We start from the raw sequence: 17,535 nt of genomic DNA on the forward strand, positions 1-17,535 counted from the left end.
AATTATAGCGCGCCATATTACCCCAGCAGATGGAGCGGCGACAATGCCTAACTGCGGGCTAAACGCGCTAAGCCGTTATCTTTAGCGCGTTTTTTCGCCAGGTGAGTGCGTTTTTCAGGCTTCGCCGAGGAAACGGTGGATGGCGCGCAGCACCGCTTCCGGTTTTTCGGCGTGCACCCAATGGCCGGTGCCGGCGACGACGTGTGCGCGGGCCTGCGGGAACTGGCGGGCGATATCCGCACGGTAGCTGTCCTGCACGTACGGCGACAGGCCGCCGCGAATGAACAGAGTCGGATGCGGCCAGGCCGGGACTTCCTGCCAGCCGGTAATGTCTGCGTAGCGTTCGATCAGTACCGGCAGGTTGAAGCGCCATTCACCGTTATGGAAGGACTTCAGCAGGAACTGGATCACGCCTTCTTCCTGCAGGTAGTCGCGCATCAGTTGGGCAGCCGCCTGGCGCTGGGTAATGCCGGCGGCGCTGACGGCCTTCAGCGCGGCGAAGATCTCGTCGTGGCGGCGGGTTTGGTAATCCACGGGCGCGACGTCGATGACGATCAGCCTGGCGATGCGCTCGGGCGCGATGGCGGTCAGCGCCATCGCCGCTTTGCCACCCATCGAGTGGCCGATGACGATCGCTTTTTCCAGCTGCAGTTCGTCGAGCAGCGCCAGCAGATCCTGCGCCATGGCGGGGTAGTTCATGTCGTCGGCGCGCGGGGAGAGGCCGTGGTTGCGCAGATCGACCTTGATCACACTGTGCTGTTTATGCAGATCGCGCGCCAGCACGCCCAGGTTGTCCAGATTGCCGAATAGCCCGTGGATCAGCAGCACCGGCAGCGCGTCTGACTCGGCGGCCAGCAGTTGATAATGTAATTTCATGGCGAAGTTCATACTGAGAGAGATTCAGATTAGGGTATCATGATTGAATCGCACGATGAATCATGCGGAATTTTCGCGGCGCGGGCTTGGCAGTGCCGGCTATAGGTATTAGTCTGCATTTGCCGTCCGGAGGCACATTGTTGTGTTCGCCCCAGCGCTTTTAACCTTATAATCCCATGGCTTGAATGCAGGATCTGGCTTCAGGTTCTAAGTAGAAAAAACAGTATTGGATAAAGATGAAAACTATTGAAGTCGACGAAGAGCTTTACCGTTATATTGCCAGCCACACGCAACACATCGGTGAAAGCGCGTCCGATATTTTACGCCGCATGTTGAAATTCACCGCCGGGCAACCGGTGCGCGCGTTGCCTGCCGCCAGTGCGTCACAGTCCGTCGAGCTGGAAAAAGCGGTGCCGGCTCAGCGTCCGCGCGATCGCGTACGCGCCGTGCGTGAACTGCTGCTGTCGGATGAATACGCCGAGCAGAACAAAGCGGTCAACCGTTTCATGCTGGTGCTGTCCACGCTGTACACCCTCGATGCCGCCGGTTTCGCCGCCGCTACCGAGGCGTTGACCGGCCGTACCCGCACCTATTTCGCCGGCGATCAGCAGACTCTGCTGGCCAACGGCACGCACACCAAGCCGAAGCATGTACCGGGCACCCCTTACTGGGTGATCACCAATACCAATACCGGCCGCAAGCGCAGCATGATCGAACACATCATGCAGGCGATGCAGTTCCCGGCGGAACTGATCGAGAAAGTTTGCGGTACCGTCTAATTTAGCGAACAGCCCGTCATGATGGCCGTGCGCGACGTATTTGCCCGGTCACCGACAGGGATGAGGGAGATATGTCGATGGCGAATAATCCACGTGCCGGGCAGCCCGCCCGCCAAAGCGATCTGATCAACGTAGCCCAGCTGACGTCGCAGTACTATGTGCTGCAACCGGAAGCCGGCAATGCCGCACATGCGGTGAAGTTTGGTACCTCCGGCCACCGCGGCAGCGCGCAGCGCCACAGCTTCAACGAAGCGCACATCCTCGCCATCGCTCAGGCGATCGCCGAAGTTCGTCATCAGCAAGGCACTACCGGCCCGTGCTACGTGGGCAAAGACACCCATGCACTGTCCGAGCCGGCCTTCATTTCCGTACTGGAAGTGCTGACCGCCAACGGCGTCGATGTGATCGTGCAGGAAAACAACGGCTTCACGCCAACGCCGGCGGTATCGCACGCCATTCTGTGCCACAACCGCCGCGGCGGCGCTCAGGCCGACGGCATCGTCATTACGCCGTCCCATAACCCACCGGAAGATGGCGGCATCAAATACAATCCGCCGAACGGCGGCCCGGCTGACACCAACCTGACGTCGGTGATCGAGAAGCGCGCCAACGAACTGCTGGCGCAGCAGTTGAAAGGCGTTCAGCGTCAGTCGCTGGATAAGGCCTGGAACAGCGGCCACCTGCATGCCAAAGATCTGGTGCAGCCTTATGTCGAAGGCCTGGTTGACGTGGTCGACATGCCGGCCATTCAACGCGCCGGCCTGAAGCTGGGCGTGGATCCGCTCGGCGGCTCCGGCATCGCCTATTGGCAGCGGGTGGCGGAACACTACAAGCTGGATCTGACGCTGGTGAACGACTCCATCGATCAGACCTTCCGCTTTATGCACCTGGACCATGACGGCATCATCCGCATGGACTGCTCGTCCGAGTCGGCGATGGCCGGCCTGCTGGCGCTGCGCGACAAATTCGATCTGGCGTTCGCCAACGATCCGGATTACGACCGTCACGGCATCGTCACGCCGAAGGGCCTGATGAACCCGAACCACTATCTGGCGGTAGCCATCAACTACCTGTTCCAACATCGCCCGCAGTGGGGCGCCGATGTGGCGGTAGGTAAAACGCTGGTATCCAGCGCGATGATCGACCGCGTGGTGGCTGACCTGGGGCGCAAGCTGGTGGAAGTGCCGGTCGGCTTCAAGTGGTTCGTGGACGGCCTGTTCGACGGCAGCCTGGGCTTCGGCGGCGAAGAAAGCGCCGGGGCCTCGTTCCTGCGCTTCAACGGCCAGCCGTGGTCGACCGACAAAGACGGTATCATCATGTGCCTGCTGGCGGCTGAAATCACCGCGGTAACCGGTGAGAACCCGCAGCATCATTATGACGATCTGGCCAAGCGCTTCGGCGCGCCGAGCTACAACCGCATCCAGGCGCCGGCAACCCATGCGCAGAAAGCGGCGCTGTCCAAACTGTCGCCGGAGATGGTCAAGGCCAGTACGCTGGGCGGGGATCCGATCACCGCACGTCTGACCGCGGCGCCGGGCAACGGCGCGTCGATCGGCGGCTTGAAAGTGATGACTGACAATGGCTGGTTCGCGGCCCGTCCTTCCGGTACTGAAGAGGCTTACAAGATCTACTGCGAGAGCTTCCTCGGGGCGGAACACCGCGAGAAGATTGAGCACGAAGCGGTCGAGATCGTCAGCGAAGTGCTGGCTTCCGCCAAGTAATCGCTTTTCATGATGGATAAAAAGCGCTGTTTTTACAGCGCTTTTTTTATGCCTGTAATTTAGATATATCTTTTTCACGGTACGTGCTTGCGCATTTAGATATATCGATCTAGATTAGCGCTATCGACGCTGTTTAGATATATCTAAACAACCTCGTATTGATGTTCACTGTTAAGCGAGGTATCACCTTATGTTTCATCGATTAGGTTTACACCGGCATCACCACCACCATCATGAGTGCGAAGAGGGCCGCCGTCATCGCGGCGGGCGCCATCACTTCGGCGGCGAAGGCGAAGAACACGGCCGAGGTGGGCGTGGTGGCCGGGGCGGGCGTCATCGTCTGTTCGAACACGGCGATCTGCGCCTGGTGTTGCTGGCGTTGGTGGCGCGCAAGCCCAGCCACGGGTACGAATTGATCAAGGCGATCGAGGAAGCGTCATCCGGCCTGTACGTGCCGAGCCCGGGGGTGATTTACCCCACGCTGACGCTGCTGGAAGAACAGGATTTCCTTGAGCCGCTCACCACCGGCAACGGCCGCAAAAGCTACCGTATCACCGTGGCGGGCGAGGGCGAGCTGCAAAAGCATCAACAGGTGGTTGACGTCATTCTGGCGCGCCTGGCGGGCGCCGGCCGCGAGCATCATCGGCACGGCAACCTGGCGGAAGGCATCTACGACGCCATGAACCGTCTGCGCAGCCTGCTGCGCGGCAACGTGATGCGCGCCGATCTCACGCCGCAGCAGGTGGAGCGCATCAACGCCGCGTTGCTGACCGCCGTGGCGGCGATCGAAAGCGAAATGCATATTCAACCCACGCAGCAGGAGAAGAACTGATGCCCGGCCACCGTTTTAACATTACCGTTGAAGCCCTGAGCGATCGCCAGGGCAACCCCGTCGAGAAAGCACCGCTGAGTTTTGAGGTGACCAACCACGACGATATTCTCGAGATCGTCGAGCGCATTCGGGCGCGTGACGATCTGAACTTCGGCCCCGAGCAGAGCGCGGCCTTCGCCGTAGGATTGAAGCTGTTCTCCGAAGTGATGATCGAAAACCGCAAACACCCGGTGTTCGCTCCGCTGCGCGAGGCGTTTAAGGAATTTATGGTCGGATTGAAGAAGGGCCCGGCGGCGTAAAGGCGCGGCAAACCGCGCCCACCGGGGTTAAGGCATGAAGCGATAGCCGACGCCGGTTTCGGTCAGCAGGTGTTTGGGCCGGGCCGGATCGGCTTCGAGCTTCTGCCGCAAATGGCCCATGTAGATGCGCAGATAGTGGCTGTGCTCCACGTAGTTCGGCCCCCAGACGTGGCTCAACAGCTGGCGTTGGGTGATCACCTTGCCGGCGTTGGCCAGCAGCTCCGCCAGCAGGCGAAACTCGATCGGCGTCAGATGCAGATCTTCGTCGTTGCGCAGCACCCGGCGATTCACCAGATCGACGGTAATCGCCGAAAAGCTCACCAGCGGGCTTTCCTGTTGGTTAGCTGAGTGGCGGCGCAGTGCGACCCGCACCCGCGCCAGCAGCTCGCCGATGCCGAACGGTTTGCTGAGGTAGTCGTCGGCGCCGGCATCCAGCGCGGCGATCTTGTCCTCTTCGGCGTTGCGCGCCGAGAGCACGATCACCGGAATGGCGCTCCACTGCCGCAGATCGCGGATGTAGCTCAGCCCGTCACCGTCCGGCAAGCCCAAATCCAGGATGATCAGATCCGGTTTGCGCGTGCCGGCTTCAATCAACCCGCGCTGCAGCGTTTCACTTTCAAATACCCGCAGACCTTCGCTCTCCAGCGCGGTGCGCACGAAGCGGCGGATCTCTTTTTCATCTTCAACAATCAGAATGTTGGTTGGCGTTATGCTCACGTTTCCCCTGCGTTGATTACAGATCGAAGGCGTCGCCGTCGATCTCGGGCGGTTTTTCCAGCGGCAGCACGAAGCGGAAGCTGGCGCCGCCGTTGGCGCCGTTTTCCGCCCAGATGCGGCCGTCATGCACTTCAATAATGGCACGACAAATCGCTAACCCCAAGCCGACGCCGGGGATCGCCGACTCTTTATTGCCGCGTGAAAACTTGTCGAAAATTAGCTGCAGCTGATCGGCGGGGATGCCGGGGCCGTTATCCCAGACCTCGACTTCCAGCCACTCGGGCAGCGTGCGGGCGCGAATGCCGATGGTGGCCTCGGCGCCGGCGTATTTATTGGCGTTTTCCAACAGGTTGGTGAACACCCGTTCCAGCAGGCTACCGTCGCAGTTGACCAGGATCTGTTCCGGCGGCAGCTCGACCTCGATCGGATGCTGGCTGAGCAGCGGCTCCAGCATGTGCAGCGAAGCGCCGACGATCTCTTCCAGCGACTGCCACTCTTTGCGCAGGCTGAAACCGCCGGACTGGATGCGCGCCATATCCAGCAGGTTGTTCACCAGCCGGGTGGTGCTCAGCACCTGCTGGCGGATCTGGCTGGCCTGGGTGGCGTGATTGGAGCCTTCGGCCGCCAGGTCCAGCGTGAGGATTTCCGCCTGGCCGAACAGTACCGTCAGCGGCGTGCGCAGATCGTGCGACAGCGCCGCCAGCAGCGAGTTGCGCAGCTGTTCGCGTTCGGCGTCCAGCTTGGCTTCTTCGGCGCTGCGCGCCAGGTGCAGTCGTTCCAGCGCGCTGGCGATCAGCACTGCGAAGGTTTGCAGCAACCGCTGCTGTTCCGGCACCATCAGCTGGCGCAGGTTATTGGGCTCGATCGCCAACAGGCCGAAGGTCTGCTTGGGGGTATTGAGCGGTAGAAGTTGGTAAGGCACGCCGGGCAGGGTGTCGGTGCCGGCGCCGGCCGGCAAGCCTTTATCGAAACTCCAGCGCGCGATGGCTTCGTCTACCGACAGCAGCCCGCCCTCCTCGCCGACCATTTGCTGCAGCCGGCCGCCTTCCTGCGGCAGCAGCAGCACGGTTTTCGCCTGGAAGCTGCTGGAGAGGAAATGACGGCTGGTGTTGGCGATGTCGGCCACGGTCAGCGCGCGGCTCAGCCCGCGCGACATTTCGTACAGATGGCGCGCCCGCTGCTCGCGATAGCGCGCCACCCGGGCCTGATAACGCACCCCGGCGGTCAGGTTGCCGATGATGATGCCGACGGCGAGCATCACGCCGAAGGTCAGCAGATACTGCATATCGCTGACGGCGAACGACCATTCGGGCTGAACGAAGAACAGATCGAAACTGGCGACGTTGATCACCGCTGCCAGCACCGATGGCCAGCGGCCGAAGAACAGTGCGACGATCGCCACGCCGAGCAGGTAGACCATCACCAGGTTGGCCTGATCGAAGCCCGGCAGCAGCCACTGCGAGAGCAGGGTGATCAGCGCGCACAGCGCCACCGCCACCGCGCAGCCGCGCAGCTGCATGCGCCATTTCTCATTGAAGCTGCGGCCGTCGTGCTCCTTGCCTGGCGGCGGCGGTGCGGCGTCGCTCTCCAGCGCGACGATCACCAGATCGAGATCCGGGCCCAGCCGGCCGAGGCGATCGGCGAAGCTGCCGCGCAGCTTCCAGCGCTGCTCGCTGCGGCGGCCGATGATGATTTTGCCGAGGTTATGCTCGCGGGCGTAGCGCAGCACCGCACGCTCTTCGGACGGATCGGCCAGGGTAGCGGTTTCGGCACCCAGTTCCTGCGCCAGCCGCAGCGCGCGCAGAATGGCGCGGCGCTGGTTTTCCGGCAGCCGGTGCAGCTTGGGGGTTTCCACGTAGACCGCATGCCAGTGGCAGCCAAGCCGCGCCGCCAGCCGGGCGGCGATGCGCACCAGCTTTTCGTTGCCGCTATTGTGGCCGACGCACAGCAGAATGCTGTCGCGGGTGTGCCACACTTTCTCGCGTCCCTGAGTGTCACGAAATTCGCGCATCTGGTCATCGACCCGATCGGCGGTGCGGCGCAGCGCCAGCTCGCGCAGGGCGATCAGGTTACCTTTGCGGAAGAAGTGCTCGATGGCGCGCTCGGCTTGGCCGGGAATATACACTTTGCCTTCGTGCAGCCGTCGGCGCAGATCGTCCGGCGGCAGATCGACCAGCACCACTTCGCTGGCCTCGTCAAACACGTGGTCGGGCACCGTTTCGCGCACCCGCACGCCAGTCACGCCGCCCACCACGTCGTTCAGACTTTCCAAATGTTGCACGTTGACGGTCGTCAGCACGTCGATGCCGGCGTCCAGCAGCTCTTCCACATCCTGCCAGCGTTTGGGGTGGCGCGAACCGTGGGCGTTGCTGTGCGCCAGTTCGTCCATCAGGATCAGCGCCGGGTGGCGCGCCAACGCGGCGTCGAGGTCGAATTCATGCACCAGTCGCCCGCGATGCTGGATGCGCTTTTGCGGCAGCAGCGGCAGGCCGTCGAGCAGGGCGGCGGTCTCGCTGCGGCCGTGGGTTTCCACCACGCCGACCAACACGTCCAGCCCCTGAGCGCGCAAGCGCTGGGCCTCCTGCAGCATGGCGTAGGTCTTGCCGACGCCGGCGCAGGCGCCGAAGAATACCTTCAACCGGCCGCGCGGTTTTTCATTGGCCAGCGCCAGCAGGCTGTCGGGATCGGGACGCTGCTGTTCTTCTTCGACCATGACAATTCCTTGTGTTACCAAGCAAAAAGGGGTTCGGCATGCCGAACCCTATCACTATGCTGAATACGGCGCGTTACTTCAACGCATCCAGCGCCAGGTTCAGCTTCAGCACGTTCACCACCGATTCGCCCATGAAGTTGGGCGTGGCCCGATCGGTGTTGTCTTCGATCAGTTTGGCGACCTGTTCCGGCGGCAAATGACGCGCCGCCGCGACCCGCGCCAGCTGATACCGCGCCGCGGCGATCGAGATCTGCGGATCCAACCCACTGCCGGAGGCGGTCAGCAGATCGACCGGGATCGGGCCGCTCATCGCAGGATTGGCCTGGCGCAGCTGCGCTGCGCGCTCGGCGATAGCCTTATCCAGCGCCGGGTTGGTGGCCGCCAGGTTGCTGCCGGCGGAGGCCAGCGAATTATAGGCCGAATCGCCGGTGGCCGATGGGCGGCCCCAGAAATAGTCGGCGCGCGTGAAGTTCTGGCCGATCAGTGCGGAGCCGACCGCCTTGTCGCCCTGGTACAGCAGCGAACCGTTGGCCGCGCCCGAAAACAGCAGCTGCGCCAGCCCGGTGGTCAGCAGCGGATAGGCGATGCCGGTGATCAGCGTCAGCAGGATCAACATCACCAGCGCAGGTCGTAAATACGTCATGTTCATTTCCCTCAATGGTTAACCGGCGACGTGCAGCGCGACCAGGATCAGGTCGATCAGTTTGATGCCGACGAACGGCACCAGCAGGCCGCCGACCCCGTACAGCCACAGGTTGCGGCGCAGCAAGGCCGCGGCGCTCATCGGTTTGTAACTCACCCCTTTCAACGCCAGCGGGATCAGGAACACGATCACCAGGGCGTTGAAGATCACCGCCGACATGATGGCGGAGGCAGGGGAGTGCAGGTGCATCACGTTCAGCGCGTTCAGCTGCGGATAGGTGGCCGCGAACGCCGCCGGAATAATGGCGAAGTATTTGGCCACGTCGTTGGCGATGCTGAAGGTGGTCAGCGAGCCGCGCGTCATCAGCATCTGTTTGCCGATGTGTACCACTTCGATCAGCTTGGTCGGGTTGGAATCCAAATCGACCATGTTGCCCGCCTCTTTGGCGGCCTGGGTGCCGGAGTTCATCGCCACCGCCACATCGGCCTGCGCCAGCGCCGGGGCGTCGTTGGTGCCGTCGCCGGTCATCGCCACCAGGCGGCCTTCCGCCTGGTACTGGCGGATCAGCGCCAGCTTGGCTTCCGGCGTGGCTTCCGACAGGAAGTCGTCCACCCCGGCTTCGGCGGCGATCGCCGCCGCGGTCAGTGGGTTATCGCCGGTGATCATCACCGTTTTGATGCCCATCTTGCGCAGCTCATTGAAGCGTTCCTTGATGCCGCCCTTGACGATATCTTTCAGCGCCACCACGCCCAGCACTCGGGCGCCTTCCGCCACCACCAGCGGCGTGCCGCCGGTGCGCGCCACGCTTTCCACCAGATCGTCCACCGCCCGCGGGAAGTGCCCCTGGTTGGATTCGACGTGACGGCGAATGGCGTCCACCGCGCCTTTACGGATCATGCGCTCCTGCACGTTGACGCCGCTCATGCGGGTCTGGGCGGAGAAGGGCACGAAGGTGGCGTTCAGCGCCTGCAGATCGCGTTCGCGCAGGTTGAAGCGCTGTTTGGCCAACACCACGATGCTGCGGCCTTCCGGCGTTTCGTCCGCCAGCGAGGCCAGCTGCGCGGCGTCCGCCAGCTCTTGCTCTTTCACGCCCGGCGCCGGCAGGAACTCTGAAGCCTGGCGGTTGCCCAGCGTGATGGTGCCGGTTTTATCCAGCAGAAGCACGTCCACGTCGCCGGCGGCTTCCACCGCGCGGCCGCTGGTGGCGATCACGTTGGCGCCGAGCATGCGGCTCATCCCGGCCACGCCGATGGCGGACAGCAGGCCACCGATGGTGGTGGGGATCAGGCAAACCAGCAAGGCGACCAGCACGGTGATGGTGACCACGCTGCCGCTGCCGGCCGCTTCCACGCTGTATTGCGAGAACGGGAACAGGGTGGCGGTGGCCAGGACGAACACGATGGTCAGCGCCACCAGCAGGATAGTCAGCGCGATCTCGTTCGGCGTTTTGCGGCGCTTGGCGCCTTCCACCATGGCGATCATGCGATCGAGGAAGGTTTCCCCCGGGTTGACGCTGCACTGTACCACCAGCCAGTCGGACAGCACGCGGGTGCCGCCGGTGACCGAGGAGAAGTCCCCGCCGGATTCGCGGATCACCGGGGCGGATTCGCCGGTGATGGCGCTTTCATCTACCGAGGCGCCGCCTTCCAGCACTTCGCCGTCGCACGGGACGGTATCGCCGGCTTCCACCAGTACGATATCGCCTTTGCGCAGGCTTTCGGCGGCCACTTTCTCCGTGGCGCCGTCGCGGCGCGGGCCGGCCAGCTTTTTCGCCCAGCTGGTTTTCTTGGTGCCTTTCAGGCTTTCCGCCTGGGCCTTGCTGCGGCCTTCGGCCAGCGCCTCGGCGAAGTTGGCGAACAGCACGGTGAACCACAACCACAGGGCGACGCTGCCGGTAAAGGCGGCGGCACCGTCGGTTTGGCCGGCGAGGATCGCCAGCCAGATGGCGGTGGTCAGCAGGCTGCCGATATACACCACGAACATCACCGGGTTGCGCCATTGAACGCGAGGGTCCAGTTTTTTCACCGCATCGATCAGCGCGGTGCGCACCAGGGCCGGTTCAAACAGCGCGCGTTGTTTGCGAGTCATCTCTTATTCTCTCTCTGTGACGTCGGTTAGTTTGCCAACCAAAGCTGCAAATGCTCGGCCACCGGGCCTAGCGCCAGCGCCGGCACGAAGGTCAGTGCACCCACCAGCAATACGGTGCCGATCAGCAGACCGATAAACAGCGGCCCATAGGTCGGCAGGGTGCCGTTGCCCGCCGGCTGGCGTTGTTTGGCGCTCAGCGAACCGGCGATCGCCAGCACCGGCAGGATCACCCCGAAGCGGCCGACGAACATGGCGAAGGCCAGCAGCAGGTTGTAGAACGGCGTATTGACGCTCAACCCGGCGAAGGCGCTGCCGTTGTTGTTGGCGGCGGAGGACAGGGCGTACAGCACTTCGCTGAAGCCGTGAGCGCCCGGGTTGAGGATGCCGGCGCGGCCCGCGTCGGTGCCGATGGCCAGCGCGCTGCCCAGCAACACCAGCGTCGGCGTGACCAGGATCGCCAGCGCGGTCATCTTCATGTCGTAAACGTCGATTTTCTTGCCCAGATATTCCGGGGTGCGGCCGATCATCAGGCCGGCGATAAATACCGTCAGCAGTACGAACAGCAGCATGCCGTACAGGCCGGAGCCTACGCCGCCGAACACCACTTCACCGATCTGCATCAGCCACATCGGTACCATGCCGCCCAGCGCGGTGAAGGAGTCGTGCATGGCGTTGACCGCCCCGCAGGACGCGGCGGTGGTCACCACCGAGAACAGGCTGGTGGCGAGAATGCCAAAGCGCGACTCTTTGCCTTCCATATTGATGTTGCTGTCGGCGCCCAGCGCGCTCAGGTGCGGGTTGCCCGCCAGCTCGGCGACCATCACCACCACCACCGCCACCACGAAGATCAGCGCCATCGCCCAGATCAGCGCGTGGCCCTGACGGTTTTCACCGGCCAACTGGCCGAAGGAGAAGCACAGCGCGCAGGGGATCAGGAAGATGGCCAGCATCTGCACGAAGTTGGTCAGCACGGTTGGGTTCTCGAACGGGTGCGCTGAGTTGGCGCCGAAGAAGCCGCCGCCGTTGGTGCCGAGCATCTTGATCGCTTCCTGCGAGGCCACTGGCCCCATCGGCAGCGTCTGCTGCGCACCTTCGAGCGTGGTGACGTGCAGGTAAGGCAGGAAGTTTTGCAGCGTGCCCTGGCTGACGAAGAACAGGGCGATCAGCAGCGCGATCGGCAGCAGCACATACAGCGTGATGCGGAACAGATCGGCCCAGGCGTTGCCGACGGTCTTGCCGGCGCGGCGGGTAAAGGCGCGGATCAGCGCAAAGGCCACGGCGATGCCGGTGGAGGCGGAGACGAAGTTCTGCACCGCCAGCCCGGCCATCTGGCTGAAATAGCTGAGAGCGCTTTCACCGCTGTAGGCCTGCCAGTTGGTATTGGTGACGAAGCTGACGGCGGTGTTGAGTGCCAGATCCCAGGAGAGGCCCGGGAAGCCTTGCGGGTTGAGCGGCAGCGAGCCCTGCGCCATCAGCAGGGCGAACAGCAGCGCCAGGCCGAGCAGGTTAAACGCCAGGATCGCCAGCGCGTACTGCCACCAGTTCATCTCGGTGGCGCGGATGCCGCAGGCGCGCCAGACGCCGGCTTCCACCCCGCGCAGCGTAGGCAGCGGCTCACCTTCGATCAGGCGCGCCATAAAACCGCCCAGCGGCCGGGCCAGCAGCAGAAGCACCAGCAGGAAACTGGCGATCAGTAAAAAGGCTGAAGCCGCCATCAGAAATCCTCCGCGTTAAACAGGGCGTAGACCAGATAGGACAACAGCAGCAGGACCAACAGCGCACCACCAATAACGCTGAAACTCACGGGACACCTCCAGAGGTGTTGTTTTTGATAGAGGCAGTGTAGGGAGCGGGGTAGAAAGAAGATGAAAAAATCGCGCGGGCGGGTGTAAAAAAAGTATAAAAATGGCTGAAATTTCAGCGGAAATTGAGCATTTCAAGCAGCAGGTTGGCGGCGAGATTGCGCCTGATGAGTGAATAAGCAAGGGCAGAGGCGTGGAAGCAGGAACCGGATAATAACCACAATGTAACCCATGATAAGTTAAAAATTAACCTGGCTGTAACAAAATTACGAATCGCTGCGGTGATTAGCGATTTTTTGTGCGATTTAGTGGTCGGATGAGTAGTAAACTTTCATCAAGTGCGCTAAAATTTTGCTCAGTTACCAAATTACCGATTGTTCATTTGATACGCCCACGCCGTTTTCCCTGACAAATCAACGGCAGGCGTTTTTAAGGAGGTTCGCATGTCTACGACCTATCACGCTTATTCACTGCATCGGATTCTCCTGCGCCGCAGCGCAGTGGTTATCGCGGGCATTTTGGCCCTGCCGGTGATGCTGTTCCGCAGCGATCGCGGGCGTTTTTACAGCTACCTGCACCGCGTCTGGTCAAAAACCAGCGATAAGCCGGTCTGGCTGCAGCAGGCGGAACTGGCGTCCTGCGATTTCTACTGAGTCGCTGCCGATTCACGAAAAAACCCTCGCCCTGTGGCGGGGGTTTTTTTATGCCTCTGGCCACCCCTATCAAGCGCAAGGTCGTATTTGGCAAGCCATTCTTCTACACTTTCCTCATCGGTCAACAACATGGGAGAGCGGTATGAGCGACAAGATCCCTATCGGCATCAGCGCCTGTTTACTGGGCGACGCGGTGCGTTTCGACGGTGGCCACAAGCGGCTGGCTTTTGCGGTGGAACAGTTGGCGCCCTATGTGCGCTTTGAGCCCGTTTGCCCGGAAATGGCGATCGGCCTGCCCACGCCGCGCCCGGCGCTGCGCCTGGTGAAACAGGCGCAGCCGTGGCCGGCGATGCGCTACAGCAACGACGCCGGCGTGGATCTGACCGAGGAGATGCGCAGTTTCTCCGCGCAGCGCGTGGCCGCGTTGCAGCACCTGTGCGGCTATATCGTCTGCGCCAAGTCGCCGAGCTGCGGCCTGGAACGGGTGCGGGTCTACAGCGAGAACGGCAAGGACTCGCGTAAAAACGGCGTTGGGCTGTTTACCGCCGAGCTGCTGCGTCAGATGCCGTGGCTGCCGGTGGAAGAAGATGGACGATTGCAGGATGCGGCGCTGCGGGAAAACTTTATCGAGCGAGTGTACGCGCTGTATGAGTTGAACATGCTGTGGCGTCAGGGGCTGACCCGCGGCGGGCTGATCGCGTTTCACAGCCGCTACAAGCTGTCGCTGCTGGCGCATTCGCAGCCGGCGTACCGCGAGCTGGGGCGCTTCGTCGCCGATATTCACTGTTGGGACTCTCTGGAGGCCTTCGCCGTGGAATACCGCAGCCGCCTGATGGCGCTGTTGGCGCACAAAGCGACGCGGCGCAACCACACCAACGTGTTAATGCACGTGCAGGGCTACTTCCGTCGTCAGCTTAGCGCGGCGCAGCGCCAGGAGCTGGCGCACCTGATCGATCGCTACCGGCAGGGCATGCAGCCGCTGCTGGCGCCGATCGCGCTGCTCAAGCATTACATGGCGGAATACCCCGATCGCTATCTGGCGGAACAACGCTATTTCGAACCTTACCCGGAGGCGCTGCGTTTGCGTTACGGCCATTGATTGACAAGGAGTTTTATGACCACGCATCTGGTCTGGTTGCGTAACGATCTGCGTATCACCGACAACAAAGCCCTGCACGCCGCCTGCAGCGATCCGAAAGCCCGGGTGCTGGCGGTGTTTATCGCCACACCGGAGCAGTGGCGGCAACATGAGATGGCGCCGCGGCAGGCGGCGCTGATCCACGCCAGCCTGCAGGCGGTGCAACAGGCGCTGGCGCAAAAGGGCATTGCGCTGCATTGCCATGTCTGTGCGGACTTTGCCGCGTCGATCGACTGGCTGGCGGACTATTGCGAGCGAGAGCAGGTAGATGCGCTGTTTTACAACCGCCAGTATGAACTGAATGAACGGCGACGCGATGTGCGGCTGGAGCAGCAGTTGAATGGACGGGTAACGTGCCACGGTTTTGATGACAGCCTGCTGTTGCCGCCGGGCAGCGTGCTCACCGGCGGCGGCGAGATGTACAAGGTTTATACGCCGTTTCGCAACGCCTTTATTCAGCGCCTGACCGAGTCCGACGTGAGCTGCCTGCCGGCGCCGAAGATCCGTGCCGATGGCGCGTTGCCTGCGCCTGAGGCGCCGGCGGCGTTCGATTATCCCGCGGCGGAAATTGGGGATGACTATCCCGCCGGCGAGGAGGCCGCGCTGCAGCGGCTGCGCGCCTTTTGTCGTGAGCAGGTGCAGGATTACCTTCGGCAGCGCGATCTGCCCGCCATCGCCGGCACCAGCAGCCTGTCGCCCTATCTGGCGATCGGTGCGCTGTCGCCGCGCCAGTGCTTCAACCGCCTGTGCGCCGAATGCCCGCAGCTGCTGGAAGATCGCGAGAGCGGCGCTTTCGCCTGGCTGAACGAGCTGATTTGGCGCGAGTTCTACCGCCATCTGCTGGTGGCCTATCCCGAGCTGTGTCGCCATCGGCCGTTTATCGCCTGGACGGACAAGGTGCGCTGGTGCGATGACGCGGCGAAGCTGCAGGCCTGGCAGCGGGGCGAAACCGGTTATCCGATCGTCGATGCCGCCATGCGCCAACTGAATGCCACCGGCTGGATGCACAACCGGCTGCGCATGATCAGCGCCAGTTTTCTGGTGAAAGATCTGCTGATCGACTGGCGCGCCGGGGAGCGCTATTTCATGTCGCAACTGCTGGACGGGGATCTGGCGGCCAACAACGGCGGCTGGCAGTGGGCGGCCTCCACCGGCACCGACGCCGCGCCGTATTTCCGCATCTTCAACCCGACCACCCAGGGTGAACGTTTTGATCCACAAGGCACTTTTATCCGTAAATGGTTGCCGGAACTGGCGGATGTGCCCGACAATGACATCCATCATCCCCATCGCTGGGCGGAAAAGCAGCGATGCACGCTGAACTACCCGCTGCCGATCGTCGATCACAAACAAGCCCGCATGGAGACGTTGGCGGCGTTCGAGGCGGCGAAACGGGGAAAGTCTTGAGGCAACTGCAAGGAGCGACGCAATGATGAAAAAGGTGCTGGCCCTGTGCCTGAGCGGCTATTCGGCGCTGGCGATAGCCGGCTTTGACGTGGTGGCGCTGGGCGTCGACGGCGGCGTTAGCGACGGCAACCTGACCTCTTATCTGATCCGCAGCGATAATCAGCCGCAGTATGTGGCGCTGGACGCCGGCTCGCTGCTACCAGGCATCGCCAAAGGGTTGGAGAAGGGCAGTTTCCCGCAGGTGACCCCCGAGCTGGCCGCGCCTTACACGCCGCAGGGCTATGTGTTCCGGCAGTTGATCGGCAGTTACTTTATCAGCCATGGCCATCTGGACCACGTGGCGGGGCTGATCGTCGGCTCGCCCGAGGACAATAAAAAAACCGTTTACGCCCAGGCGGACACCGTGCTGACCCTGCGTAATCACTACTTCAACTGGAAGGCCTGGCCGAACTTTACCGACGCCGGCAACGGTTCGCGGCTGGGCACTTACCGGCTGCAAACGGTGCGGCCGCAGCAGCGCTTTACCCTCGGCCTGACCGGGTTGACCGGCGTGATGTACCCGCTTAGCCACGATCGCTACCCGTCGTCGATGCTGCTGATTTCCAACGGCAGCGAGTTCTTCGCCTACTTCGGCGATACCGGGCCGGATAAGGTGGAGCAATCACGCGATCTCGATACCGTCTGGCGCACGCTGGGGCCGCTTGTCGAGCAGAAAAAGCTCAAAGGCATGATTATCGAAACCTCGTACCCCAATGGGATGGAGGATAAACATCTGTACGGCCATTTGACGCCGGCCTGGCTGCTGAAGGAGTTGAAGAACCTGACGCAGTACAGCGGCGGTGAAGGTTCGCTGAACGGTCTGCCGGTGGTGATCAGCCACATCAAGCCCAGCCTGAAGCAGGGCGAAGACACGCGCGCCGCCATTGCGCAGCAGCTGGCGCAGGGCAACGATCTGGGCGTGAAATTCATCCTGATGGCGCAGGGCGACCGGCAGACATTTTGACTATGAAGAGAGAAGAGAATGCGTAACCTCGATCTGGAACAACTGATCAATACGGAACTGAACGCCGCGGCGTTTCAGGACTACGCCCCTAACGGATTGCAGGTAGAAGGCCGCCCGCACGTGCAGCGCATCGTGACCGGCGTCACCGCCTGTCAGGCGCTGCTGGATGCCGCGGTGGCGCATCAGGCCGACGCGATTATCGTGCACCACGGCTATTTCTGGAAAAATGAGGCGCCGGCGGTGCGCGGCATGAAGCGCAATCGTCTGAAAACGCTGTTGACTCACGATATTAACCTGTACGGCTACCACCTGCCGCTGGACGCGCATCCGGTGCTGGGTAACAACGCGCAGCTGGCGCAGGCGCTGGGCATTCGGGTGATTGGCGACGTCGAGCCGCTGGTGCCACACGGCGAATTTGAACAGCCGCTGACCGGCGAGGCGCTGCAGCAGCGTATCGAAAGCCGGCTGGGGCGCGCGGTGCTGCACTGCGGCGATAACGCGCCTGAGCACATTCGCCGGGTGGCCTGGTGCACCGGCGGTGGCCAGGGCTTTATCGACAGCGCGGCGCGCTTCGGCGTCGATGCGTTCATCAGCGGTGAAGTGTCTGAACAGACCATTCATAGCGCGCGCGAAATGGGCGTGCATTTCTTCGCCGCCGGTCACCATGCGACCGAGCGCGGTGGCGTGAAAGCGTTGGGGGACTGGCTGGCCCAGCACCACGGCTTTGATGTGACCTTTATCGATATCCCGAATCCCGCCTGATTTTTTTCTTCCCCGGATCCAGCCCGGCCTGTGCGCCGGCTGAATCCTTTTATCGCGCTATTTCCTTATTTTCCTTATGGTTGCGTTCTATTGACAGCCGGG

16 protein-coding genes are annotated in these 17,535 nt (G+C 62.3%); 9 read left to right on the forward strand and 7 right to left on the reverse strand.

Annotated elements, in window-relative coordinates:
- Nucleotides 1–114: 114 nt before the first annotated feature.
- The gene (gene ybfF, locus GUC32_RS05550) at nucleotides 115–888 is read right to left on the reverse strand and encodes an esterase (RefSeq protein ID WP_025301863.1); all 774 of its coding nucleotides are present in this window, start codon (nucleotides 886–888) and stop codon (nucleotides 115–117) included.
- 224 nt (nucleotides 889–1,112) lie between these two features.
- On the opposite strand from ybfF, the gene seqA reads away from it, so the two are divergent.
- From seqA to GUC32_RS05570, 4 genes are all read left to right on the forward strand, one after another.
- The gene (gene seqA, locus GUC32_RS05555) at nucleotides 1,113–1,655 is read left to right on the forward strand and encodes a replication initiation negative regulator SeqA (RefSeq protein WP_025301864.1); all 543 of its coding nucleotides are present in this window, start codon (nucleotides 1,113–1,115) and stop codon (nucleotides 1,653–1,655) included.
- 77 nt (nucleotides 1,656–1,732) lie between these two features.
- Complete coding sequence (gene pgm, locus GUC32_RS05560) at nucleotides 1,733–3,376, forward strand: phosphoglucomutase (alpha-D-glucose-1,6-bisphosphate-dependent) (RefSeq protein ID WP_016928750.1); 1,644 nt, start codon at nucleotides 1,733–1,735, stop codon at nucleotides 3,374–3,376.
- Nucleotides 3,377–3,566: 190 nt separating this feature from the next.
- A complete protein-coding gene (locus GUC32_RS05565; RefSeq protein ID WP_025301865.1) occupies nucleotides 3,567–4,208 on the forward strand; it encodes a PadR family transcriptional regulator in 642 nt (213 codons plus the stop codon).
- Nucleotides 4,208–4,507, forward strand: a complete 300-nt coding sequence (locus GUC32_RS05570; protein WP_004939927.1) for a DUF3861 domain-containing protein — start codon at nucleotides 4,208–4,210, stop codon at nucleotides 4,505–4,507. The genes GUC32_RS05565 and GUC32_RS05570 overlap by 1 nt, the downstream gene beginning before the upstream one ends.
- A 27-nt stretch (nucleotides 4,508–4,534) precedes the next feature.
- On the opposite strand, the gene kdpE is transcribed toward GUC32_RS05570, so the two are convergent.
- From kdpE to GUC32_RS05600, 6 genes are all read right to left on the reverse strand, one after another.
- Nucleotides 4,535–5,224: a two-component system response regulator KdpE gene (gene kdpE / locus GUC32_RS05575; RefSeq protein WP_016928747.1), complete on the reverse strand. Its 690-nt coding sequence runs from the start codon at nucleotides 5,222–5,224 to the stop codon at nucleotides 4,535–4,537.
- Nucleotides 5,225–5,240: 16 nt separating this feature from the next.
- Nucleotides 5,241–7,937 carry a two-component system sensor histidine kinase KdpD gene (gene kdpD / locus GUC32_RS05580; RefSeq protein WP_369435599.1) on the reverse strand — a complete coding sequence of 899 codons (2,697 nt, stop codon included), beginning with the start codon at nucleotides 7,935–7,937 and terminating at the stop codon, nucleotides 5,241–5,243.
- Nucleotides 7,938–8,010: 73 nt separating this feature from the next.
- Nucleotides 8,011–8,580 (reverse strand): potassium-transporting ATPase subunit KdpC, encoded by a 570-nt coding sequence (gene kdpC / locus GUC32_RS05585; protein ID WP_025301867.1) that lies wholly within the window; start codon nucleotides 8,578–8,580, stop codon nucleotides 8,011–8,013.
- Between the two features lie 18 nt (nucleotides 8,581–8,598).
- The gene (gene kdpB / locus GUC32_RS05590; RefSeq protein ID WP_060432596.1) at nucleotides 8,599–10,668 is read right to left on the reverse strand and encodes a potassium-transporting ATPase subunit KdpB; all 2,070 of its coding nucleotides are present in this window, start codon (nucleotides 10,666–10,668) and stop codon (nucleotides 8,599–8,601) included.
- Between the two features lie 26 nt (nucleotides 10,669–10,694).
- The gene (gene kdpA, locus GUC32_RS05595; protein ID WP_099816694.1) at nucleotides 10,695–12,383 is read right to left on the reverse strand and encodes a potassium-transporting ATPase subunit KdpA; all 1,689 of its coding nucleotides are present in this window, start codon (nucleotides 12,381–12,383) and stop codon (nucleotides 10,695–10,697) included.
- Nucleotides 12,383–12,472 (reverse strand): K(+)-transporting ATPase subunit F, encoded by a 90-nt coding sequence (locus GUC32_RS05600; RefSeq protein ID WP_369435600.1) that lies wholly within the window; start codon nucleotides 12,470–12,472, stop codon nucleotides 12,383–12,385. Before GUC32_RS05600 ends, kdpA begins: the two co-directional genes overlap by 1 nt.
- 441 nt (nucleotides 12,473–12,913) lie before the next feature.
- Between GUC32_RS05600 and GUC32_RS05605 the strand changes: the two genes are divergently transcribed.
- The 5 genes from GUC32_RS05605 (at nucleotide 12,914) to GUC32_RS05625 (ending at nucleotide 17,433) form a co-directional block, all read left to right on the forward strand.
- Nucleotides 12,914–13,123: a YbfA family protein gene (locus tag GUC32_RS05605; protein ID WP_004939916.1), complete on the forward strand. Its 210-nt coding sequence runs from the start codon at nucleotides 12,914–12,916 to the stop codon at nucleotides 13,121–13,123.
- A 142-nt stretch (nucleotides 13,124–13,265) separates the two neighbouring features.
- Complete coding sequence (locus GUC32_RS05610) at nucleotides 13,266–14,222, forward strand: DUF523 and DUF1722 domain-containing protein (protein WP_049208639.1); 957 nt, start codon at nucleotides 13,266–13,268, stop codon at nucleotides 14,220–14,222.
- A 15-nt stretch (nucleotides 14,223–14,237) separates the two neighbouring features.
- Nucleotides 14,238–15,668 carry a deoxyribodipyrimidine photo-lyase gene (phrB, locus tag GUC32_RS05615; RefSeq protein ID WP_369435601.1) on the forward strand — a complete coding sequence of 477 codons (1,431 nt, stop codon included), beginning with the start codon at nucleotides 14,238–14,240 and terminating at the stop codon, nucleotides 15,666–15,668.
- Nucleotides 15,669–15,690: 22 nt separating this feature from the next.
- Entirely contained in the window at nucleotides 15,691–16,671 is a 981-nt protein-coding gene (locus tag GUC32_RS05620) for an MBL fold metallo-hydrolase (RefSeq protein ID WP_025301872.1), read from the forward strand.
- 18 nt (nucleotides 16,672–16,689) lie between these two features.
- Nucleotides 16,690–17,433, forward strand: a complete 744-nt coding sequence (locus GUC32_RS05625) for a type 2 GTP cyclohydrolase I (protein WP_025301873.1) — start codon at nucleotides 16,690–16,692, stop codon at nucleotides 17,431–17,433.
- The last annotated feature ends 102 nt before the right edge of the window (nucleotides 17,434–17,535 follow it).

This window comes from Serratia sp. NGAS9 (assembly GCF_009905295.1).
GTDB classification, from domain to species: domain Bacteria; phylum Pseudomonadota; class Gammaproteobacteria; order Enterobacterales; family Enterobacteriaceae; genus Serratia; species Serratia bockelmannii.